General features: G+C 35.0%; 18 protein-coding genes. 15 read left to right on the top strand and 3 right to left on the bottom strand.

Features of this window, described 5'->3' with window-relative positions; all coding sequences use genetic code 11:
- The first annotated feature begins 28 nt into the window (after nt 1–28).
- The 3 genes from gldM (at nt 29) to QSV08_RS18990 (ending at nt 3,692) form a co-directional block, all read left to right on the top strand.
- The gene (gene gldM / locus QSV08_RS18980; RefSeq protein ID WP_324025268.1) at nt 29–1,597 is read left to right on the top strand and encodes a gliding motility protein GldM; all 1,569 of its coding nucleotides are present in this window, start codon (nt 29–31) and stop codon (nt 1,595–1,597) included.
- A gap of 64 nt (nt 1,598–1,661) precedes the next feature.
- Nucleotides 1,662–2,549 (top strand): gliding motility protein GldN, encoded by an 888-nt coding sequence (gene gldN, locus QSV08_RS18985; protein ID WP_324025269.1) that lies wholly within the window; start codon nt 1,662–1,664, stop codon nt 2,547–2,549.
- 99 nt (nt 2,550–2,648) lie between these two features.
- Nucleotides 2,649–3,692 carry an NAD(P)/FAD-dependent oxidoreductase gene (locus QSV08_RS18990; protein WP_324025270.1) on the top strand — a complete coding sequence of 348 codons (1,044 nt, stop codon included), beginning with the start codon at nt 2,649–2,651 and terminating at the stop codon, nt 3,690–3,692.
- Here the strand turns inward: QSV08_RS18990 and QSV08_RS18995 are convergent.
- Nucleotides 3,682–4,077: a DUF983 domain-containing protein gene (locus QSV08_RS18995; RefSeq protein WP_324028394.1), complete on the bottom strand. Its 396-nt coding sequence runs from the start codon at nt 4,075–4,077 to the stop codon at nt 3,682–3,684. The two genes, QSV08_RS18990 and QSV08_RS18995, sit on opposite strands and share 11 nt — an antisense overlap.
- Nucleotides 4,078–4,217: 140 nt before the next feature.
- Between QSV08_RS18995 and QSV08_RS19000 the strand changes: the two genes are divergently transcribed.
- The 8 genes from QSV08_RS19000 (at nt 4,218) to QSV08_RS19035 (ending at nt 15,382) form a co-directional block, all read left to right on the top strand.
- Nucleotides 4,218–6,128, top strand: coding sequence for an ABC-F family ATP-binding cassette domain-containing protein (locus tag QSV08_RS19000; RefSeq protein WP_324025271.1), 1,911 nt, complete (start codon nt 4,218–4,220; stop codon nt 6,126–6,128).
- Between the two features lie 161 nt (nt 6,129–6,289).
- Nucleotides 6,290–7,165, top strand: a complete 876-nt coding sequence (locus tag QSV08_RS19005; protein ID WP_324025272.1) for a hypothetical protein — start codon at nt 6,290–6,292, stop codon at nt 7,163–7,165.
- 211 nt (nt 7,166–7,376) lie between these two features.
- Nucleotides 7,377–8,261 carry a hypothetical protein gene (locus QSV08_RS19010; RefSeq protein ID WP_324025273.1) on the top strand — a complete coding sequence of 295 codons (885 nt, stop codon included), beginning with the start codon at nt 7,377–7,379 and terminating at the stop codon, nt 8,259–8,261.
- A 428-nt stretch (nt 8,262–8,689) separates the two neighbouring features.
- Nucleotides 8,690–9,820, top strand: coding sequence for an efflux RND transporter periplasmic adaptor subunit (locus QSV08_RS19015; RefSeq protein WP_324025274.1), 1,131 nt, complete (start codon nt 8,690–8,692; stop codon nt 9,818–9,820).
- Nucleotides 9,820–13,107: an efflux RND transporter permease subunit gene (locus QSV08_RS19020; protein ID WP_324025275.1), complete on the top strand. Its 3,288-nt coding sequence runs from the start codon at nt 9,820–9,822 to the stop codon at nt 13,105–13,107. The genes QSV08_RS19015 and QSV08_RS19020 overlap by 1 nt, the downstream gene beginning before the upstream one ends.
- Entirely contained in the window at nt 13,107–14,468 is a 1,362-nt protein-coding gene (locus QSV08_RS19025; protein ID WP_324025276.1) for a TolC family protein, read from the top strand. The genes QSV08_RS19020 and QSV08_RS19025 overlap by 1 nt, the downstream gene beginning before the upstream one ends.
- Nucleotides 14,469–14,521: 53 nt before the next feature.
- Nucleotides 14,522–15,190 (top strand): hypothetical protein, encoded by a 669-nt coding sequence (locus QSV08_RS19030; protein ID WP_324025277.1) that lies wholly within the window; start codon nt 14,522–14,524, stop codon nt 15,188–15,190.
- Nucleotides 15,191–15,199: 9 nt separating this feature from the next.
- Nucleotides 15,200–15,382 carry a CPXCG motif-containing cysteine-rich protein gene (locus QSV08_RS19035; protein WP_324025278.1) on the top strand — a complete coding sequence of 61 codons (183 nt, stop codon included), beginning with the start codon at nt 15,200–15,202 and terminating at the stop codon, nt 15,380–15,382.
- On the opposite strand, the gene QSV08_RS19040 is transcribed toward QSV08_RS19035, so the two are convergent.
- Nucleotides 15,383–16,063, bottom strand: a complete 681-nt coding sequence (locus QSV08_RS19040) for a head GIN domain-containing protein (RefSeq protein WP_324025279.1) — start codon at nt 16,061–16,063, stop codon at nt 15,383–15,385.
- Nucleotides 16,064–16,527: 464 nt separating this feature from the next.
- Here QSV08_RS19040 and QSV08_RS19045 point away from each other — a divergent pair, with 464 nt between their 5' ends.
- From QSV08_RS19045 to QSV08_RS19060, 4 genes are all read left to right on the top strand, one after another.
- Complete coding sequence (locus QSV08_RS19045) at nt 16,528–18,843, top strand: glycoside hydrolase family 113 (RefSeq protein ID WP_324025280.1); 2,316 nt, start codon at nt 16,528–16,530, stop codon at nt 18,841–18,843.
- Between the two features lie 252 nt (nt 18,844–19,095).
- Entirely contained in the window at nt 19,096–19,479 is a 384-nt protein-coding gene (locus QSV08_RS19050; RefSeq protein WP_324025281.1) for a hypothetical protein, read from the top strand.
- 120 nt (nt 19,480–19,599) lie between these two features.
- The gene (locus tag QSV08_RS19055) at nt 19,600–20,634 is read left to right on the top strand and encodes a sensor histidine kinase (RefSeq protein WP_324025282.1); all 1,035 of its coding nucleotides are present in this window, start codon (nt 19,600–19,602) and stop codon (nt 20,632–20,634) included.
- Nucleotides 20,631–21,392 (top strand): LytR/AlgR family response regulator transcription factor, encoded by a 762-nt coding sequence (locus QSV08_RS19060; protein ID WP_324025283.1) that lies wholly within the window; start codon nt 20,631–20,633, stop codon nt 21,390–21,392. Before QSV08_RS19055 ends, QSV08_RS19060 begins: the two co-directional genes overlap by 4 nt.
- A 28-nt stretch (nt 21,393–21,420) precedes the next feature.
- Here QSV08_RS19060 and QSV08_RS19065 read toward each other — a convergent pair whose 3' ends face one another.
- Complete coding sequence (locus QSV08_RS19065) at nt 21,421–21,720, bottom strand: immunity 53 family protein (RefSeq protein WP_324025284.1); 300 nt, start codon at nt 21,718–21,720, stop codon at nt 21,421–21,423.
- Between the last annotated feature and the right edge of the window lie 451 nt (nt 21,721–22,171).

Genomic DNA, 22,171 nt, shown 5'->3' on the forward strand with positions numbered 1-22,171 from the left:
TATTAATAAAAATCTAAATTAAAAATCCATGGCAGGAGGAAAAAATTCACCACGTCAGAAGATGGTCAACTTAATGTATTTGATCTTCATCGCAATGCTGGCATTAAACATGAGTAAAGAAGTATTAGCCGCATTCGGTATAATGAATGAAAAGCTAGAGACTTCAAATGAAAAGACAACCGCAAGTAACGATGCGTTCTTGGAAAGTCTTGGAACTAAAGCATCGGAAGATGCTGCAAAGTATGATAAGTTATACAAGAATGCTCAAGAGATTAAGTCTATGTCTCAAGAGTATTATGATTACTTAGAAGGACTTAAAGTAGGTATGATGGAAGGGATCGAAGATCCTAAAGATTATGCTCGTATGGATATGGCTGATTACTTAGATCAGAAATTATTCCAAGGTGAAACTTTATCAGAAGACGGTAAAAAATTCATGAGTAACCTTACTGGTTATAGAGATCAAGTTGCAGCAATAGTGCCTACAGCCTTAAAGCAATCTGTTATCGATCGTTTCCAAACAGGAGATGAGAACGGTAAAGTTGAAAAGAGAGATGGTACCAAGCAAGATTGGATCAACTATCACTATGAAGGATATCCTTTAGTAGCATCTTTAGCAAAATTAACTCAGTTACAAGCTGACGTTAAAATAACTGAAGAAGCAGCGTTGAAATCAATGTTAGCAGGTGAGTTAACTGATCAAGTATCTTTAAAGAATTTTGCAACATCATTAGCTGGTTCTAAAACTGCTTTTTATTCTGGTGAAAAAATGTCAGAATATGCTAGTAAAATTATCATTAGTAAAACTGATAATTCTTCTACACCAATTAGAGCAGAATTAACTTTAGATGGCAGAAAACTATCAGAAGGTTCTGATTATAAATTAGAAGCAGGCGGTGTTAAAATGTTAACAAGTGCTGGAGCTCCTGGAGACCATACTATTGCTGGTATGATTTACTTTAAGCAAGATGGTGAAGAAGTAGAAGTTCCTGTAGAGAACAAGTTTGCAACAATTACAATGCCAGGTGCTGCTTTGATAGCTGCTGACAAAATGAACGTTGTATATAGAGGTGTTGCTAACCCAATGTCTATTTCTATACCAGGTATTCCTAATAATAAAGTAAGTGCTTCTGCACCAGGTCTATCTAAAAGTAATGGAAGTAGTTATGTTATGAATCCAAGAACTGGTAGAACAGTAACGATTAGTGCTTCTGGTACATTGCCAAACGGTAAGCCAGTAGGTTCTAAGGTTGAATTCAGAATTAAAGATATTCCAAGACCAGAAGGTTCTGTAAGTAAGCAAACAGGTAGTATTAAACTTCCAAAAAGGAATGTTGAGATTGCTACTGTAGGTGCTGGCTTAGAAGATTTCGATTTTGATTTGAATCTTGCAGTAAGCGGATTTAAATTCAAAGTACCAGGTCAACCAACTGTTTCAGTAAGAGGAAACAAAATGAATGCTAAGGCTAAACAAGCTTTATCACGTGCTAAAAGAGGAGATATCGTTCAAATATTTGATATCGAAGCTTATATCACAAACAATAAGAGTTACAAGTTGAAGAAAGTATCTCCAGTAGTTGTGGAGATTACAAACTAAATAAATAGAATGATACCGGGTAAGCCTATTGGTCTTGCCCGGTTAATTTTAAAGTGAAGCAAACATGAATTGGAAAAATGTTTTAGTAATGGGAGCGGTAACAATGTTACCTTTATCAATGATGGCCCAAGCGAATGTATTGAATGCAAAGAAACCAGATGAGGTTGGTATTCGTACAGAAGCACAGAAAGCTGTCGATAACGATGCTCCATTAGAATATGGTTATGTAGATGATAGGGATATCCTTTGGTCTAAAACGTTATGGGAATCCATAGATTTAGATGAGAGAGTTAATTTCCCATTATATTATCCAACAGATACTATGGATATTGGCCCAGATAGAAGGTCTTTATACCACGTTCTAGTTAAAAATTTAAAAAGTGGAAAATTAGAAACTTATACAGATTCTTATTTTACACAAAAAAGAACTTTTGGCGATTTAAAAGATGCCTTGCAAATGGTTGATACCTTAGATTATGGGTATGAGCAAATGAATGCAGGTGAAGCTGTTTCAGAAGAATATATTACTCGTAGAACTATTTCTGCAGCTGATATTGAAGAGTACCATGTAAAAGGAATATGGTATTTTGATAAGAGACAGGGAGAATTAAAATACCGTCTTTTAGGTATTGCTCCAGTAGCGCCAGATGTAAACTTTATGGATGATGACAATCCAGATATGGTAGAGCTTTTTTGGGTATGGTATCCAGATGCTCGTGCAATGTTGCACGAAGCTAAAGTTTTCAACTCACAGAATTCAGCTCAACCTATCTCATTTGATATGTTGTTAAATGCAAGAAGATTCGATGCCGTTATTTATAAAGAAGATAACGTACAAGGCGATAGAAAAGTAGATGATTACATTTCTGATAATGCTTTGTTCCAATTATTGGAAGCAAAACGAATTAAAGAAACAATTAGAGATAAGGAACAAGACATGTGGGCTTACTAAGCTTACTGAAAATCCAATTCACATAATAAAGACCTGATCGAAAGATCGGGTCTTTTGTTTTTATATCATGTTTTGTGCAATTGTCATTACATTTGCGCCATGGTAGATTATATAGTGGTAGGGTTAGGATTGGCGGGTACCGCATTTTGCGAAACTTTGCGTAAAAACAACAAGACGTTTGTAGTTTTTAATGACCAATCGCAAACATCTTCTCGTGTGGCAGGTGGTTTGTATAATCCTGTTATTTTAAAACGATTTACCCTTTCTTGGCGCGCAGATGAGCAACTGCCTATTGCAACTGATTTTTATACGCAGCTAGAGCAATTTTTGAATGTAAAGTTTGATGAAAAGCTCAATGTTCTTCGAAAATTTGCATCTATAGAAGAGCAGAACCTTTGGTTTGAAGCTGCTGATAAAGAAAAGCTGAAACCATACTTAGATTCGAAATTGGTAAATAATGAGAATACCTCACTTAAAGCACCACATCAATTTGGAAAAGTATTGGAAACAGGTAAGTTAGATACCAAGTTACTTTTCAATAGCTATGCAAACTGGTTAGAGCAAGAAAACAAGTTATATACAGATACATTTAATTATAGTCAACTTCAAATTGAGAAAGAAACTGTTAGTTATCAAGATATAAAAGCCAAAAATATAGTCTTCACCGAAGGTTATGGTATGATGCAGAATCCGTATTTCAACCATTTGCCAATGCAAGGGTCGAAAGGGGAGTATATCGTCATTAAGGCGAAAGCGTTAAAAGAAGCTCAAATAATTAAATCATCCATATTTTTAATTCCGCTAGGCGATGATTTGTACAAAGTAGGAGCTACGTATAATAGAGGTCAAAAAGACAATTTAACGACTTTAGATGCTAAAAATGAACTTGCGGATAAATTAGATAGCCTTTTAGATTGTGCTTATGAGGTAGTGGATCACGAAGCGGGTATGCGCCCTACGGTTAAAGATAGAAGACCTTTGGTGGGTAGGCATTCAAAGTATAATAACTTATGGCTATTAAATGGTTTTGGTTCTCATGGCATTACCATTGCACCTTGGGCGGCTAAATCTCTTTACGAGTATATAGAACATCAAATTCCTTTACTGGAAGAAATGAATATAGAGCGATTTGCTACGAATTAAGATTTGTTGAGGTAGCCTTAGCATCGTACTTGATGAATATATTAATCCATATGTTACGAGATACCCTCATAATTACCGGCATAAATACAATAAGGGTGATAATTATAGTAATAAACGCTTCTATTAAGCCAGCGCCTAGAAAAAGATTAGCGATAACAAATGCTGCAACAGCAAAGGCAATTCCGACTCCGTAACTCACATACATAGCCCCATAAAAGAACGAAGGTTCTATTTTATATTTTAAGTCACAATGGCTGCATCTTTCATGCATTTTAAAGATTTTGCCCATATGGTACGGGTTTTTGTCCAAATACATGCTTTCTTCATGACATCTAGGGCAACTTCCTGTTAAAATACTGTAGAGTTTGTTTCCTTTTTTTAACATTTGCAAAACTTTATACTAAGGTACGATTTTAAGGCATTTTTTATGCCTGATATGTATCATGGCAAATGATAAATTTAACTTAAAAGTTTCTATGATAAAATAGATTTTGCTTTTAAGAAAAACTAGAATAATTAGAATTTATGTTAAACGTTCACAACCTATCAGTCTCTTTTGGAGGAGAATATTTATTTCAAGAAATATCATTTCGCTTAAATGGAGGGAATAGAGCAGGGCTAGTAGGTAAAAACGGCGCAGGTAAATCAACCTTGTTGAAATTGCTTAACAAGGATATGGCTTTGGATACCGGTGTTATTGCAATAGAAAAAGATGTCAAAATTGGTTTTCTTAGACAAGATATAGATTTTGTAGAAGGTCGATCAGTTTTAGAAGAGGCATACCAGGCTTTTGAAGAGATCAAAGCTTTAGAGCTGCAGTTAGATGATATTAACCATCAATTAGCAGAACGAACCGATTATGAATCTGATATATATAGTCAGTTAATTGTAGACCTAAGTGATATTACACACCACTATGAAATTTTAGGAGGATATAATTACCAAGGCGAGACTGAAAAAATACTACAAGGTTTAGGTTTTAGAAGAGAAGATTTTGACAAGAAGACCGAAACGTTCTCTGGTGGGTGGCGTATGCGTATAGAGCTTGCTAAATTATTATTGCAGACTAATGATGTGTTATTACTCGATGAGCCTACCAACCACTTAGATATTGAATCTATTATTTGGTTCGAGCAATTTTTGAACAATTATACTGGTGCGGTGGTTATTGTATCTCACGATAAAATGTTCTTAGATAATGTTACCAACAGAACTATTGAAATTTCTTTAGGTCGTATTTACGATTATAACAAACCGTATACTGAATACCTGGTATTGAGAAATGAGATAAAGCAGCAGCAGGTAAACGCTCAAAAGAACCAAGAAAAAGAAATTCAGCAAGCAGAAAGGTTAATTGAAAAGTTTAGGGCGAAATCAACCAAAGCTTCAATGGCGCAATCTTTAATTAAGAAATTAGACAAAATAGAGCGTATAGAGGTTGATGAAGATGATAATAGCGTAATGAGTCTTCGTTTTCCAATTTCTGTAATTCCTGGTAAAGTGGTTGTAGAGATAGAAGACCTATCAAAAGCTTATGATGATAATTTAGTGTTGAACGATATCAACCTGCTTATTGAGCGTGATAGTAAAACTGCCTTCGTTGGTCAAAACGGACAAGGTAAATCTACTCTGGCAAAAATTATTGTAGGGGAGCTTAAATATGACGGACACCTAAAACTGGGTCATAATGTACAGATAGGATATTTTGCTCAAAACCAGGCGGAGTATCTTGATGGTAATAAGACCATTTTAGATACAATGATCGATGCCGCAAACGAAAAGAATAGAAGTAAGGTAAGAGATATTTTAGGTTCATTTTTATTCAGAGGAGATGAAGTAGACAAATATGTAAAAGTACTATCAGGTGGTGAGCGTAACCGTTTAGCTTTAGCAAAAATGTTGTTGCAGCCTTTTAATGTATTGGTGATGGATGAGCCTACCAACCACTTAGATATTAAATCGAAGAATGTACTTAAGCAAGCATGTTTGAACTTTGAAGGTACTTTGATTTTGGTTTCTCACGATAGAGATTTTTTACAAGGGCTAACCAACAAGGTATACGAATTCAAAGATCAAAAGATTAGAGAGTATTTAGGTGATGTAGATTTTTATCTAGAACAACGTAAAGTAGAAAATTTTAGAGCTATTGAGAAGAAGTCGGCAGTTGTTGTAGAAAAGACAAAATCTAAACCATCAAATTCATTTCAAGATCAGAAGAAACTAAAAAGTTTAAAAAATCAGTTAAGCTCAGTAGAGAGTAAGATCGGTTCGCTTGAAAAAGAGATCAAAGATATCGACCATAACCTTTTGGTAGATTATGATACCACTATTGCTAAGCCCGATTTTTTCGAAGGTTACCAAGCGAAAAAGAAAAAATTGGAAACATTGATGCAGAACTGGGAAACTCTTACAATTGATATTGATGATTTAGCGTAGAACTACATTTACTGACATACAGTTTTGGTGGTTTCACAACATATTCCCCTGCTTTCACAACAAACAGGGGTCAGTGAACGATAAAATTTCAGTTTTCAACGTTATTAGTTCAAATTTGTAGGATAATTCTTAGTATATAGAATTTATCAAACCACCATATTATGAAAAAATTATACTATTTAAGTTTCAGTCTATTATTTCTGACAACTGTTTGTTTTGCCGAGGTCTCTAAAAAGGAGAAGAAAGCCTTAATTGATTTTTACGAAACAACCAATGGTAATCATTGGGTTAAGAAGTGGGATTTAAAAACTCCGGTTTCACAATGGCACGGGGTAACGGTTGTAAATGATAAGGTTATCGAAATTAATTTATTCCATAATAATCTAATGGGATCAATTTCTTCACAAATAGGAGATTTAGAAAACCTTAGAGTACTAAATTTAGCATTCAATTCATTAACAGGTGCTTTACCTGCAGAAATAGCTAATCTTTCTAATTTAAGAGTTTTAAAATTAGAGATGAATAGGCTTAATGGCGAACTACCAGAAGGTATTGGTAGTTTAATACAATTAGAAGAGCTTTCAGCTTTCAATAATTTTTTTACAGGTAAAATACCAGCTACGGTAGGAAACCTTACGAGTTTAAAAGTATTGAATCTTTCAAGTAATGAGTTTAATGGTGACATTCCAAATTCGTTAGGCTCATTATCTCAATTAGAAACTTTAGGTCTATTTGAAAATAGATTAGAAGGTGCTATACCAAGAGATATGGGTAAACTAAGCAAGTTGAAAGAATTGGTTTTAGCAAATAATAGATTTGTAGGTGATATACCTAATGAGTTTGCTGACTTGGCAAGCTTAGAAGTATTTCAAATTCAGAATAATAATTTCAGTTCTTTCAAAGCTTTAGAGTTTTTAGAAACGAAAGAGTATTTGGTTTTTGACTATGATAAAGATGATAGAAAATTAGAGTTTAAAGATGTCAACTTCAGTAAAACCAGAATGGCAGATACGAAGTTCGAAGATATAGAAGAGTAAGAGTAGTTTACACTTTTAGTTAGTTTGGTGAAAGAAAGAGATGTTGAACAGCATCTCTTTCTTGTTTTTATACATTATCGCTAGCTATGTATCATAAATGTATTTTTTGCACGTTATAATAAAAGTACTTTTTACACTAATACAATTAATACCAGTGTAGTTCTGTAAATAGTATGAGTGAAGTTCCCCCAAATAATATAATTTTTTCAGTATGAAAAATGTTCTAACCAATGCCTGCTTAATTTTTGTGCTGACCTGCAGTTTTGTGGTCAACGCACAAATACCTAAAAGCGAAAAAGAATACCTATTAGATTTTAATAAAAGTACCATTGGTGATCAATGGCAAAATAAATGGGATGTGAAAGCAGATCCGTCAACCTGGTACGGTGTAGAGATCAATGATGGTCACGTAACAGCATTAAAGCTGTATCGTAATAATCTTACAGGAGCTATTCCAGAAGGAATTTCAGCGCTATCACATTTACAAACATTAAATCTTGCATTTAATGTAATCGAAGGTAATTTACCAGAAGATATATTTAAATTAGAAAAGTTGAAATCTATGCGTTTAGAGATGAATAAACTGACAGGTAATTTACCTCAAGATTATTCAAAAATGACACAATTAGAAGAACTGTCAATGTTTAATAATTTATTGCAGGGCACAATTCCGAATGGTATAGGAGAAATATCAAATTTAAAATCTTTAAACCTTTCAAGTAACTATCTAGAAGGAAGCCTGCCTAAGTCAATTGAAAAATTAGGTAAGTTAGAAAGGTTAGAGCTTTTCGGCAATAAACTTGCAGGTGCTATAGAAGTAGATTTAGGGCGTTTGGTGAATTTAAAAGAATTGATTCTTTCATATAACCAGTTCGAAGGTGATTTACCAACCGGTATGGCAACCTTAAGTAATTTAGAGTTTGTACAATTACAGGGTAACGATTTTAGATCTTTAAATTCACTGTTAAGAATGCAAAGTTCAAAACTTGCAGTTTTTGATAGCGACGATGAATTTTTAAATATGAAATTTGGTACTACAGAAGCTAGTGCAACGCGTATTGTAGACACGAAATATGAAGATGTAAAGCGAAACTAAAGAAGTTGAAATATAAATTAAAAGGGATGCGAAAGCATCCCTTTTTTTGTTTGTAATAATCTTAGGTAGCGATAGTTTTATGATTACTTTAACCATAAAGACTTTCATTGCCAGAAGTGTTTTTTCGTAGTTTCGCCGATGATTAATTGATTTCCAAAAGTTTCTAGTTAAAGTCTATTTAAAATTGCAGTTCAATTTTAACAATACTTTGATTGTTTAAAGACATGAAAAGCAAAATTTAAGACGTTAGTATTGATATTTTATGGAAATAAAGTTCGGGAAGAATAATTAAGAATTGAGCTGAAATAGTGTCAAAGTCGTTTCACTTCGAAATTTGGTCGTTTCATTTCATTAGCAAAAATCTAACCGATATTAAAAAGTATTTTTGATCCTGTGTTTTTTAAAATACGCTTATAAATTATAATAAAATGCGAAAAATTATTTTTACCGTTCTAGGTATTTTACTAATTGTAGTATCCTTTTTTCTAGCAGGAGCTATTATTGATAGTAAGAAAACTTTCAAGCCGAAATCTGAGAAAGTAGTGAAAACTGTTTTTACAGAGGTAGTAAAAAATGGCACGGTACCAATTGTAGTATCTGCAAATGGTAATCTTACGGCGAAGCAACGTGTAGAATTATACGCAGAGGTACAGGGTGTATTTAAAAAAGGGAGTAAGTTATTTAAAGAAGGGCAAGCTTTTCGTAAGGGCGAGACTATTATAAGCATCGATGCAAATGAATATGCAGCAAGTGTGCAGTCTGCAAAGAGTAATCTTTTTAATCAGTTAACGGCAGTAATGCCCGATTTAAGATTAGACTATCCAGATATCTATTCTAAGTGGCAAGATTACCTTTCAAACTTCGATATGTCAAAAACTACGCCGCCGCTTCCAGAATTGGCTACGGAGAAAGAAAAGTTTTTCATATCAGGTAGAGGTATTTTAACCAGCTTTTATAATGTTAAAAATTTAGAGCAACGTTTATCTAAGTATCGTATCGTGGCTCCCTTCTCAGGGGTTCTAACCGAGACCTTGGTAACCGAAGGTACTTTAGTGAGATCAGGTCAGAAATTAGGAGAATTCATTAACACCGAAGTATATGAACTTGAAGTTGCTATTAGCAAGCGATATACCGATTTATTAAAAGTAGGCGAGTCTGTTGAACTTACCAATTTAGATGATAACACTACTTATAAAGGTAAGGTGACTAGAATCAGTGGTAGTATAGATCAGCTTACCCAAACGGTAAATGCATATATAGAAGTTGACGATAAGAATTTAAGAGAAGGTATGTACCTCGAGGCAGATTTAGATGCTAAGAAAGAAGAAAATGCTATTCAGGTAGATAGAGGGTTATTATTGGAAGGTAACAAGATATTTATTGTACGCGACTCGGTACTTGATAAGATAGATGTTAATCCGGTTTATTTTTCAGATAAGAGTGTTGTACTCAAAAACGTACCTGATGGCATTACAATAGTATCTAAGCCTATTAGTGGAGCTTTTACAGGTATGGCTGTGAAAATTTACTCAGAACAACCAGAAAATACAAAAGAATAATGCGTAAACTGATAGAATATTTTATTCGGTATCATGTTGCCGTTAATGTTGTAGTTATCTCTTTTGCCTTATTTGGTATAGTAGGGGCAAAGGCATTGAAGTCTTCTTACTTTCCGTTGACGGATTCTAAGAATATTGCTATAACCATTACATACCCTGGTGCATCGCCACAAGAGGTAGAAGAAGGTATCGTACTTAAGATAGAAGATAACTTAAAAGGACTTGAAGGTGTTGATCGTGTAACTTCTACATCTAGAGAGAATAGTGGTACTATTAATGTAGAGATCGAAAAAGGAGAGAATATCGATTTCATGCTTTTAGAAGTTAAGAATGCAGTAGATAGAGTACCTACTTTTCCAACAGGTATGGAGCCGTTAATTGTTTCTATTCTAGAAACTGTTCGTCAAACGATATCATTTGCTATTAGTGGAGAAGATATTCCTTTAGCAACCCTTAAGAGTGTTGGTAGAGATATTGAAAATGACCTTAGGGCAATGGAGGGAATTTCGCAAATAGCGATTTCAGGTTTCCCTGATGAAGAAATTGAAATTGCCGTCAATGAAAATGACTTATTGGCTTATGGCTTATCATTTTCTGAAGTAGCAAGTTCAGTAGCAAATGCGAATATTCTAGTAACGGGTGGTAATATTAAAACTGATGCAGAAGAATATTTAATACGCGCCAATAACCGCTCTTACTATGGTAGTGAGTTAGGTAATCTAGTTGTTCGTGCAGATCAGTCAGGTAATGTAATACGTTTAAAAGATGTAGCTATAGTAAGGGATCGTTTTTCTGAAACGCCGAATGCTACTTATTTTAATGGGAATTTATCTGTTAGTACAACTATTACCAGTACCAATAATGAAGATTTAGTAGCTGCAGCTGATCAGGTAAATGAATATATAGTTGAGTTTAATCAAAAGTATAATAACATTAAGTTAGATGTTGTTTCTGATCAATCAGTTACGCTGAATCAAAGAACACAGTTATTAACTGAGAATGCCATTATGGGTATGGTCTTGGTCTTAATATTTTTATCTCTTTTCTTGAATACAAGATTAGCGTTCTGGGTTGCCTTTGGTCTGCCGGTTGCATTCTTGGGAATGTTTGTCTTTGCAGGTTTCTTTGATGTAACCATTAATGTACTTTCATTGTTCGGTATGATTATCGTTATCGGTATTTTGGTAGATGATGGTATTGTAATTGCCGAAAATATCTATCAGCATTACGAGAAAGGAAAGTCTCCTGTTCAAGCAGCTGTAGATGGTACTATGGAGGTATTGCCTCCTATTATTTCAGCGATTATTACAACTATATTGGCCTTCTCTATATTCTTGTTCTTGGATAGTAGAATTGGTGAGTTTTTTAGTGAGGTATCGGTTATTGTTATTTTGACATTAGTGGTATCGTTAGTTGAAGCATTAGTTATTTTACCTGCTCACCTTGCGCATTCTAAAGCATTACAACCAGTAGATAATAAGCCAAAAACTGGATTAGCAAATGCATTTGCCAAACTTAGGGTTATCAATGAATTCGGAGATAGGCTAATGATAGGTATGCGTGATAAATTATATACGCCTGTACTACGTTTTTCAATGAATCATAAAATATTCATGTTCGCTGTATTTGCATCAGCCTTCATTTTAACATTAGGTTCAGTTGGTGGGGGTATTATTAGAACGGCTTTCTTTCCAAGAATTGCTAGTGATAAAGTAGGTATTGAGTTAGAAATGCCAAACGGTACCAATGAGAAAATTACAGATTCTATTATCTCATTAATAGAAGAGAAAGCCATGATAGTCAATAGAGAATTGACAGAAGAATATATGGTTAATTCAAATAAAGATGTTTTTGAAAATGTAATCAAAAAATTAGGGTCTGGTTCATCTTCAGCAGTATTGACTATTAACCTATTGCCTGGTGAAGAAAGACCTAATGAGATTTCTGCTGATATGGTTACTAGTAGAATAGAAGAATTAGTTGGCCCAGTTGTAGGTGTAGAAAGTTTAATTTATGGTTCTGGTGGTAACTTTGGTGGGTCACCGGTTTCGGTATCATTACTAGGTAATAACATAGAGCAGTTAAAAGCAGCAAAAGCAGAATTAAAGGGCATATTGACCAAGAATCCTAGATTAAAGGATATTGCAGATAATGATCCAGCTGGTATAAAAGAAATTAGATTGACCTTAAAGGAGAACGCCTATTTATTAGGATTAGATCTTCAAGCGTTAATGACTCAAGTTCGTGCAGGTTTCTTTGGGGTACAGGCACAACGTTTTCAGCGTTCTCAAGATGAGATCAGGGTTTGGGTTCGTTACGATAGAGATGAACGTTCATCAATCTCCAATTTAGATGATATGCGAATTGTTACTCCGTCAGGTGATCGCGTACCATTGAGTGAGATTGCAGACTATACTATTGAACGTGGCGATGTTGCTATCAACCGTTTAGAAGGTAGGCGAGAAATTCAAGTTTCTGCCGATATGAAAGATGTAAAAGATAGCCCGACAGAAATCATGGCCGATATACAGAATGTACATATGCCAGAGATACAATCTAAGTATCCGACGGTAAGTGCATCTTATGAAGGTCAGAATAGGGAGCTAGAGAAATTGGTAGGCTCTTTGAAGTTGGTAGGTTTCACGGTAATATTGTTAATCTACATTACTATCGCATTTACTTTTAGAAGTTTCAGTCAGCCATTAATGCTATTGTTATTAGTGCCATTTAGCTTTACGGCAGTTGCATGGGGGCACTGGATCCACGATTTCCCAATAAACGTACTTTCTATATTAGGTATTATCGCATTGATTGGTATTATGGTGAACGATGGTTTGGTACTCATCGGTAAGTTCAATTCGAATTTACGAGAAGGGATGACTTTTGATAATGCCATTTTCGAAGCAGGTAAATCGAGATTTAGAGCAATTTTCTTAACATCGATTACCACTATCGCAGGTTTAGCTCCTTTAATGTTAGAGACCAGTAGACAAGCACAATTCTTAAAGCCAATGGCAATTTCTATTGCCTATGGTATTGGTATCGCTACAGTACTAACCTTATTGATGTTGCCATTGTTCTTGTCGTTTAGTAACAACTTAAAAGCGCAGAATCTTTCTTTTGCTTCGGGTCATAAGATTACGAAAGAAGAAGTAGAAAGAGCGATTAAAGAACGAAAAGAAGCTGCCCATTTAGAGGGTCATTCACAAGAAGCAATTGAAGGTAGTGAACATCAAGAGCAAATAGAAGGTGGTTCACACCCATATAAGAATATAGATAAGTTATAATGAGATTAAAATTCATCATATTATTAGTATTTCTCCCGGTTTGTGTAATGTTTGCGCAAGAGAAAACACTTTCAAAACAAGAGGCGGTCGTAAAAGCTTTGGAAAATAATTTCGGAATTGAGATTGCGAAAAGCCAAGTTGATATAGCCGATAATAATGCCAGTATTCTTAATTCAGGATATTTACCGACGTTAACCGGTACTGCTGGTGCCACATATAATACCAATGATACTACTACTGAATTTCCGGGTCAATTGAATGATGATGGTAGTGAGCGGGCAAATATAGAGGTTAATGATGCCGAAAGTCAAAGGTATAATGCAGCGTTGAATCTCAATTATACCTTGTTCGATGGTTTGGGTAGGTTCTATAATTATAAAAGATTAAAGGAACAATACAATCTAAGTACGTTACAAGCACGTGAGACCATAGAGAACACCATGATTCAAATGTTTACGGTATATTTTGAAATCGCTCGATTGACAGAAAATAAAAATGTACAAAAACAGGCATTAGAAATTTCAACAGATAGAATTCAACGTTCAGAATATTCTTTTGAGTATGGTCAAAATACCAAGTTAGATATTTTGAATGCTCAGGTAGATATGACCAATGATAGTATTAATCTATTGAATACCGAACAACAATTAGCAAATGCAAAACGCGATTTAAATGTGGTATTGAACCAAGATTTAAATTCGCAATATGCCGTTGATACGACGATAGTATTTTTACCTAAGTTTCAGATTGTAGAGTTTATGGATCAGGCAGTAACAAATAATGTTGCTGTGTTGCAGACAGAATCTAACTTAACTATCAACGATTATGATATTAAGGTGAGCAAGTCGGGGTATTTACCGACCTTAAATCTAACAGGGTCTTATGGTTGGAACAGAAACCAAAATGCGCCATCTGCTTTCTTGACGGGTGCTATTTTTCCGGGTACGAATTCGATTGCCGGTAGTGTATCTTTAGGTGCAAGTCTTTCTTGGAATCTTTTTGATGGTGGTAGCACAACAGTAGGTGTAAAGAATGCGAAGATTACCTATGCGAATCAAGAATTATTGCGCAAGCAGGTAGAACTAGAGGTGAGCAGAGATATGCAGAATGCAATGGCATTGTATGAGAATCTTTTAAAAATATATCAGATTCAGGAGCAGAATGTATTTACCAACCAAAACAATTTTGAACGTTCTAAAGAGCAGTTTCAATTAGGGAGTATTACATCGATTGAGTTTAGACAGGCACAGATCAATTTATTGAATGCCCAGACCAATAAGAATTTGGCGAAGTATGATGCAAAGTTGGCAGAGCTTCAATTATTACAGCTTACAGGTCAGTTATTAAATATAGAACTGTAAAAGGGTTTAGAGTTTTTAATCTCGATTGTCGAGTAAATTAATTAGGGAATAACATGTATAGCGATAGAACAAATAGCGAGCTTATAGAGATTCTGGATCAACATTCATTACTCACTTTTGAAGCGCAGTTAAATTTACAAGATGAGTTACAGAAACGTACTGTTGTTGTAGATTTAAGTGGTTTAGAAACTACTATTGCGAATAAACTAGCTCAAATAAATAATCTAGAGTATTTAAAAGATTTCGGATTTCAAGCTAACAAAACGGCAGATGGCTTAACGGTTACAAGAACTACCAAAGCTTTATTAACCGATGTGCTTGCTGTTATTGTTGGTTTGTTAGTGTTCTTTTTAGGTATATATGGGTGTATAAACTTGGTGTATACGTTTATAAATGGTGATGAGTTAGACGTATTTACTTTGGCATATAAATTTGCAATGGCAAGTTTAGTTTTTATAGGGATAAGTTTCTTCAGCGGATTACAACGTTTGTTTGATTTTTACGGATTCGAATTAAGTAAGCTTAACGGATTGGTTACTTTAAAAAAACGCTTTGATGTGAAGTTAGAGGAAATCAAGGTGAATCCTTCAGACATTCATTTAGATAGCGATCATGATTTACTTTCGCTAAAATTGGGTCACGATACTATATTTACTTCTAATGGTGGTAATTTAATACAGAGCCTAACCTTAAAAGAGCTTGCAAAAGAATTAAAATCATAAATTACAGTCATGTTCGAGCATTATTTTCAATGTCCGTATTGCTGGGAAGAAGTATCTATGCTTCTTGATCCTTCCGTTTCACAACAGACCTATGTTGAAGATTGCGAGGTATGTTGTAACCCGATAGAGGTTACTCCGCAGTTTCAAGAAAATGAGCTTATCGGTTTTGATGTTCAGAGTATAGAACAGTAATTATTCTGGTATTGCAATTTTACCACCAAATGTATCATCTTTATCTACAGATTTTGGTTTGCCGTACACGGTAATCGACCCACCCGCTTTTACTTTAGCAATGACAGCTTCACTAGCATAAACTTCAGCACTACCACCAGATAGTACAATTACAGTACTACTTTTGGTCTTTAGACCTTTATTTAAAAGTCTACCTCCGGTATTAATCATTACTTCTTGATTGCCGCTAGTGCCAGATAATTTTATTTCGCTACCACTTATGCTTTTCGCAGAAATATTATTGTAAGCGATATTTAAGGTGATGGTACTGGCATCTTGTGCCTCAATAGCAAGGTCTGTACCAATGACTAATCCTGTAGAAATAATACGAGAGTTCTTATTTGCATCAATAACCGAAAGTGCTTCAGTATAGAAAAGTTTAATGTTTAATATGGAGTTCAATACAGATTCGCCCGAGCACATTTTCAATCGTAAACGACCGTCGTTTTCGGTTATGCTCAAATCTTTTTTGTTCTCTGCAGCTATTTCAATTTTATTCTCTTCGCCCTTTACAAGGGTAACACTAATTCTATCATACACACGAAGCTCTCTATATTTTTCTAAAGGAATAGTGGCGACGCTTTGTGCAACAGTGGTCAAGGTATAAAAGCAGATACAAGTAAAAAGTAGAATTAATCTCATGTAGCGTTGGCTATTTGGTGATGTAAAGTTAAGGCACAAATAGGTTTGTACCACAAAAGGGCAGAAGTGGTTTTTATTGATGATAGATCATTCAACTTTGAGAATATATAGGTACAAGCAAAACGGAAGGTCAGTTCGAGTGTTTTTGAAAGGAGCATAGCGTATTTTAAAAATGTATCGAGAACAGGTCTGGAACACGCGAATTTCTCGATACAAATTTCTGCGTGCCTCGAAATTCACTCGAAGTAACATTTGAGATAGACAAAGAAGAATAGATGAATCGGAAACGCATTGTCAGTTCGAGTATTTTTGAAAGGAGTGTAGCGGTTTTTAAAAATGTATCGAGAACAGTTTTGGAACACGCTACCACACAAACTCCTTTTTAAAAGTTAAATAACACTATAAGTAGATTTAGGTTTTGCTGTTTTGTTATCTTAAACAAGCTTTTGCTCATTGTTGCCTTTATGAAAAAGATATATCTCTTTGTTGTGTTATTTGTTGTTGTCGGTATTGTTGGTTTTGCTGGTACAGAATACTTCCCTACAGCTGAAAATGAGAGAATACCCGAGGCAATAGATTCTGTGGCTACACGTAGAGATCTTCGTAGAAGTTTCTTTGATAAAAGAGAGATTTTAGTTGTTTACGGTGCAAAAGATTCAGCATTGCAACAGCAGTATAAAAATGTACTTCATGAGCTTTCTTTAATGGAGGTTACCAAATCTTGGCGAAGTGTAAAGGTCAGTTACCAAAATGTTGATGAGGTAGGTGAGGAATCATTGAATAATAAAATTGTTTTTTTGGTAGGTGCCGTAGATGAGAATCCCCTGATTAAAAAATACATGGGCGATACTCCTTTTCAGGTATCTCATTCACAAATTAAAATAGGATCAAAGGAAGTACCTAATAACAACTCTATTCTTGGGGTAAGTTTCTATCCCAGTCCTACAGATCCTAAAATTCCTTTTAGTTTTTTAACCGGTACAGATGCACAAGAAGTATTTTCATTATTTGCAGAAAAAGTAGCTGATCGAGGTCAGTCGTTTTACCGTCAGAATTTAGAATACGAGGTGTATGAGAATAAAGAGCGATTGGTTATGGGCGATTTCAATACCAGTTGGGGAATTGAAGGTTCTACATTTTTCAATTTTGCGACAGGTACCAGAGTTCTATTAGATACCGATGAATTTAAATTTATAGACCACCAAAAAGCTATTGAATTAGCAGATGTTGCTAGTTGGCAAGCAAAGATTTCGGCATCAAAAGCTACTATTGTCAATTTTGTAGGTGGTAATAATGTACCAAAAATCACATATAACTTTTACACCTGTACAGAAGAAAAAGGTTTGATGACGGGCAATACCGATCACTCCACTTTCGATACGGTTACAAATTCGGTACATACTATTGTCAATAAAATCTATGCCAATAATAACATTGGTAGAGATAATGCCTTGTTACTGCACAACCTTATTGGTAAGAGTGATAAGAATATCATCACATTAGGACTGCCTATTTATTTTACAGAAACCTGGCAAATGAAAGGCTACCAATATTGGTCGGCACGGTTGGTAGAATCTGAGAATACGTTTACAGTGACCGAACTCTTAGATAATTCTTTTATGGAGATGGAATCTTCACTTATAAGAGATTGTATGGCAGGCGCATTTACCGATTTTTTAATTACAACATGGGGAAAAGATGCATACTTAAAGCGATACAAAAAAGCATCAATCTCTGAACGAGAAATAAAAAGTCTAGAGGTAAAGTGGCAGAATTATTTAAAAGGCTTGCCGAAAGCACATCCGAAGAAAAAAACGGAAAAGAAAAAATTACCCTACCTAAAAGGTTTCAATTTTGCACATGAAGGCTATAGCATTTACAACGGCTATGGTTCTCAAAAAGCAACAGAATCTTTATTGAAGCAAAAGAACATGGGCAGTAATGCCATGGCGATTGTACCTTATACTGGAATCAACGATATAAATACACCGACGCCACTTCATTTTAGTAATAATGCGGGTAGTGAAAATGATGACGCCGTGGTACACGCAGTAGCGATGGCGAGCGATATGGGCATGTATACCTTGTTGAAACCTCAAATATATGTGGGCGGTAGCTGGCCAGGTGGCATAGATATGCCTACCGATGCACAATGGGACAAATTTCATGATTATTATTACCGGTGGATTCGCCACTATGCCTTCTTAGCAGAAATTCATGAGATGGATGCCTTATGCATAGGTGTTGAGTTTACCAAAGCAACCTTGTCACAACCCGATGCATGGCGTGCGATGATCAAGAAAACGCGGGCATTATATTCTGGGCAATTGACCTATGCTGCGAATTGGGGAGCCGAATTTGAGAAAATTGAATTTTGGGACGATTTAGACTTCATTGGTTTAAACTCTTATTACCCATTGAGTAAAAAAGACGATCCTACTAATGAAGAATTAAGTCTGCAGTTCGATACGGTAAAGACAAAGATTAAAAAGGTTTATGATCGCTTTAAAAAACCCATCGTATTTACCGAAATAGGGTTTAGAAGTGTTGACATCCCATGGAAGAATCCGCATGCAGAGGCAGACGATACCATTAACGAAGAAGCACAGCGCAGATCTTACGAAATCATTTTTGAAGGCATACAAGACGAACCTTGGTGCCAAGGTATACTGTGGTGGAAATTCCCTAGCTACATCGAATACCGTGGCGAGCATAACAGTGCTTTTACACCCAATAATAAATTGGCAGAAGAAACGGTGCGCGATTGGTTTACAAAGTAAAATGCATCCGAGTTTTGAATAGGGTAAAATCAGTTTGTATGTGTCTGATTTACTGTGTGTAGCTTTTTGTTTATTCTAATATATTTCCACTTTTCATCCTATTAAAATCCAACAAAAAAACTTCATAATAGTCTAAGGTTGTTTTAAATGGCATTATAGACGGTTGGGTTAGTAATACCATCCGTTAGTCATATTACGCAATACCTTTGTACCATAGAAAAAAACAATTCTAAAAACTTAAAAACATACATAATGAAAAACATTAAAATTTTATCTGCAGTGGTCATCGTGGCCGTCACCTTTATGTCATTTAAAGGAATAGAAAAAAATAAAGAAACCGAAAAGGCTGAAATCACCGCGATTTTCGATGATTGTGTTATCGATTTAGAAGCACAACTAGAAGCATCTTTAAAGATGGACGAATTAAACGCCAGTGAGATTGAAGTGGTAGAAATCAATGAAGAAATCAACTTAGGTTTCGATGCCTTTGAATATTTACCGTTAGATTTTGATGCCTATGCAGGTGCGGAATTAACAACGGAAGATTTTGAGATTTTTGAAAACGAAGAAATAGTAGAACTAGGTTTTGATACAGCGGCATATTTGCCAAATGAGTTCAATGCCTATGCACTTTAAAAAGGTAGTATTGTTTAAATTAAGTTGGTCTTTACTTAGGTAAAGACCAACTTTTCGTGTACTAGGGTTACAAACGTTTATTACGGTATATTTGAGAAATACCATTAGAAAAGAAGTTACATGGCATTAACAAAAGTAAAACAGGGCGAGGTAATAAAAACAGCGCTATTGTTGGGTATTCTTGTATCATTACCTAAAACCATTTATTTATATAATGGTATTATGGAGGGGAATTTAGACTTCTCTATGTCTTGGGTAACAGATTTTCTATACCGTTACCTATTTTTTTATTGCTTCTCTTGGTTGGTCATTCAGTTGAATGCCAATATAGATTATGATGGGCTTAAATGGTCTCCTATTCTTAAATGGATTGTAATACTGATCATTAATGTGGTGTTGCTTTTTGCTGTTATAAAAGTGATAAAGGCATTTTATCCATTAATAAACGGTAGGGATTTAAAACCGAATCAAGAGAGCTGGATCAACTTTACTTTTATCAACCTATCTATTGTACTATTTTTTATTGCTAGGTTACTTCGTGTAAGTACAGATAAGCAAGAGAGTAGAATTGAGAACGAGCAGTTAAAACAGCAGAATTTAGAGAATGAATTGGCAGCTTTAAAAAACCAGATCGATCCTCACTTTTTGTTCAATTCGCTAAATTCTTTATCGTCCTTAATTAGAGATAATGATAATGCCACCAAATTCGTAAATAAGCTATCGTATATGTATCGCTATATTTTGCAAAGTGGCGAAACTAACTTGGTGTCAACAAAAGAAGAGTTGAAATTTTTAGACTGTTATACCTTCTTGATGAAAACCCGATATAGAGATCGTATAGAGATAGACGTAAATATCGATGAAGAATTTATGGATATGAAAATTCCGCCATTGGCATTGCAGTCTCTGGTAGAAAATTCGGTGAAACATAACGAAATTTCATCGACCAACCCATTGACCGTAAAAGTATATTCTAACGGAGAATCATTAGTGGTAGAAAACCCCATTCGTAACCGTAGTACCTTGGCAGAGGGTATGGGCACGGGACTCTATAATTTGAAGAAGCGGTATTCTCTTTTATTGAAAAAAGAAGTACTGGTAAGTACCGAAAATGATATTTTTAAAGTAGAATTACCTTTAAAGCAACCGGTATGAAAGTAATACTAGTAGAAGATGAGCTTGCTGCAAGCGATAACCTAGCATATCTGCTAACGAAAATTAACCCTGATATTGAGGTTGTAGCCGTTTTAGATACCGTCAAGGCGACCGTGGCGTATTTTTCAAAGCCACATGAAGGTGTTTTGGTATTTATGGATATTCATTTGGCAGATGGCATTTCGTTCGAGATTTTCGATCAGGTAGAAATCAACATTCCCATCATATTTACTACAGCTTATGATCAATATGCATTAAAGGCATTTAAGGTAAATAGTATCGATTATTTATTGAAGCCAATCGATCAAGAAGAACTGTCAGATGCTTTAGATCGTTTCGAAGCCCAGAATCAGCAAAAGGGTATCGATGAGCAACAAATGCAAAGTTTAATGCAGCTCATACAGCACAAGCCCACAAATTTTAAACAAACATTCTTAGTAGGGCTGGGCGACCAATTGTTACCGGTAAAAACAGCTGATATTGCGTATTTCTTTATAGATACCGGTCTTGTAAAGGCGGTAACGGTACAAGAACGTTCGTATGTGCTCGATATCAAATTAGAAGATATAGAAGAGGCTTTGGACCCCGAAGTGTTCTATAGGGCAAACAGGCAATTTATAGTACGTAGAGAAGCTATAACCGCCATTAAGTTCCATTTTAATAGTAAGTTGTTGGTAGATGTTCACCCTGTGTGTAGCGAGCGTATAGTAGTGAGCAAGGCAAAAGCATCGGACTTTAAAAGTTGGGTAGGCTCTTGATCAAGCGTTACTAGAAAAGAAACCCGCGCTACTGGTTTTCTATCTTATCAATCATCTCTTTAAAAAGGTTCAATAAAAATTTCAGTTTATCGGGGTCACCAGCGGCAGTAAATTTTTGTTCCGCAATTTTAACCCCGTACCAATCTTGTTTACTGGTTTCATTAAGTATCCAATCGAGCTCCATACTAGCTATTGAAGTGTTTGAGATATCAATTTCCACTTCCCATCCCGGTCTATCTAATGTGTTAATTTGAATAGCATCACTACTTTCCCAATCACCATCACAATTATCCTTAAACCAATCTTGTATCCAATCTAAAATATCCATGTGTTATGCTTTCGTGAACTTGAGTCGTAATTGTGTAATGTGCTAATATAGGTTTTTAGAGGGATTGAAAATTTATTTCAACGTATGCTGTAACAAATATGTTCAATAAGCTACCAATTAGTAGTTGCTATATATAATTCCCATTATGATGAAAAAATTAAAGACTTCATATTATTGGTACATGGTTATGTTATTGATCATGAACTTATTACCGTTCGGGTAATTTTTTGAGTTGGGCGAGACATTTGGAACGGCATTAGCAAAAACACATTAAATCATATACTATGAAATTCTTAAAATATTTTTTACTTACTATTGGCGTTTTAGGCTTGGTTGCCACTATTTTAAATGTTTTTTATTTTAAAGACGCTTCAAGTAGTAATATTTACAGTGCCGCAGGATGTATTTACCTAATTTGGATATCATTCAAAGTCGAAAAAATGATCGCTCA

The sequence above is a fragment of the Maribacter sp. BPC-D8 genome (genome assembly GCF_035207705.1).
Taxonomy (GTDB): domain Bacteria; phylum Bacteroidota; class Bacteroidia; order Flavobacteriales; family Flavobacteriaceae; genus Maribacter.

Coding starts and splice junctions, on each gene's coding strand:
- gldM (WP_324025268.1), top strand. CDS start 29: ATGGCAGGAGGAAAAAATTCACCACGTCAGAAGATGGTCAACTTAATG.
- gldN (WP_324025269.1), top strand. CDS start 1,662: ATGAATTGGAAAAATGTTTTAGTAATGGGAGCGGTAACAATGTTACCT.
- QSV08_RS18990 (WP_324025270.1), top strand. CDS start 2,649: ATGGTAGATTATATAGTGGTAGGGTTAGGATTGGCGGGTACCGCATTT.
- QSV08_RS18995 (WP_324028394.1), bottom strand. CDS start 4,077: ATGTTAAAAAAAGGAAACAAACTCTACAGTATTTTAACAGGAAGTTGC.
- QSV08_RS19000 (WP_324025271.1), top strand. CDS start 4,218: ATGTTAAACGTTCACAACCTATCAGTCTCTTTTGGAGGAGAATATTTA.
- QSV08_RS19005 (WP_324025272.1), top strand. CDS start 6,290: ATGAAAAAATTATACTATTTAAGTTTCAGTCTATTATTTCTGACAACT.
- QSV08_RS19010 (WP_324025273.1), top strand. CDS start 7,377: ATGAAAAATGTTCTAACCAATGCCTGCTTAATTTTTGTGCTGACCTGC.
- QSV08_RS19015 (WP_324025274.1), top strand. CDS start 8,690: ATGCGAAAAATTATTTTTACCGTTCTAGGTATTTTACTAATTGTAGTA.
- QSV08_RS19020 (WP_324025275.1), top strand. CDS start 9,820: ATGCGTAAACTGATAGAATATTTTATTCGGTATCATGTTGCCGTTAAT.
- QSV08_RS19025 (WP_324025276.1), top strand. CDS start 13,107: ATGAGATTAAAATTCATCATATTATTAGTATTTCTCCCGGTTTGTGTA.
- QSV08_RS19030 (WP_324025277.1), top strand. CDS start 14,522: ATGTATAGCGATAGAACAAATAGCGAGCTTATAGAGATTCTGGATCAA.
- QSV08_RS19035 (WP_324025278.1), top strand. CDS start 15,200: ATGTTCGAGCATTATTTTCAATGTCCGTATTGCTGGGAAGAAGTATCT.
- QSV08_RS19040 (WP_324025279.1), bottom strand. CDS start 16,063: ATGAGATTAATTCTACTTTTTACTTGTATCTGCTTTTATACCTTGACC.
- QSV08_RS19045 (WP_324025280.1), top strand. CDS start 16,528: ATGAAAAAGATATATCTCTTTGTTGTGTTATTTGTTGTTGTCGGTATT.
- QSV08_RS19050 (WP_324025281.1), top strand. CDS start 19,096: ATGAAAAACATTAAAATTTTATCTGCAGTGGTCATCGTGGCCGTCACC.
- QSV08_RS19055 (WP_324025282.1), top strand. CDS start 19,600: ATGGCATTAACAAAAGTAAAACAGGGCGAGGTAATAAAAACAGCGCTA.
- QSV08_RS19060 (WP_324025283.1), top strand. CDS start 20,631: ATGAAAGTAATACTAGTAGAAGATGAGCTTGCTGCAAGCGATAACCTA.
- QSV08_RS19065 (WP_324025284.1), bottom strand. CDS start 21,720: ATGGATATTTTAGATTGGATACAAGATTGGTTTAAGGATAATTGTGAT.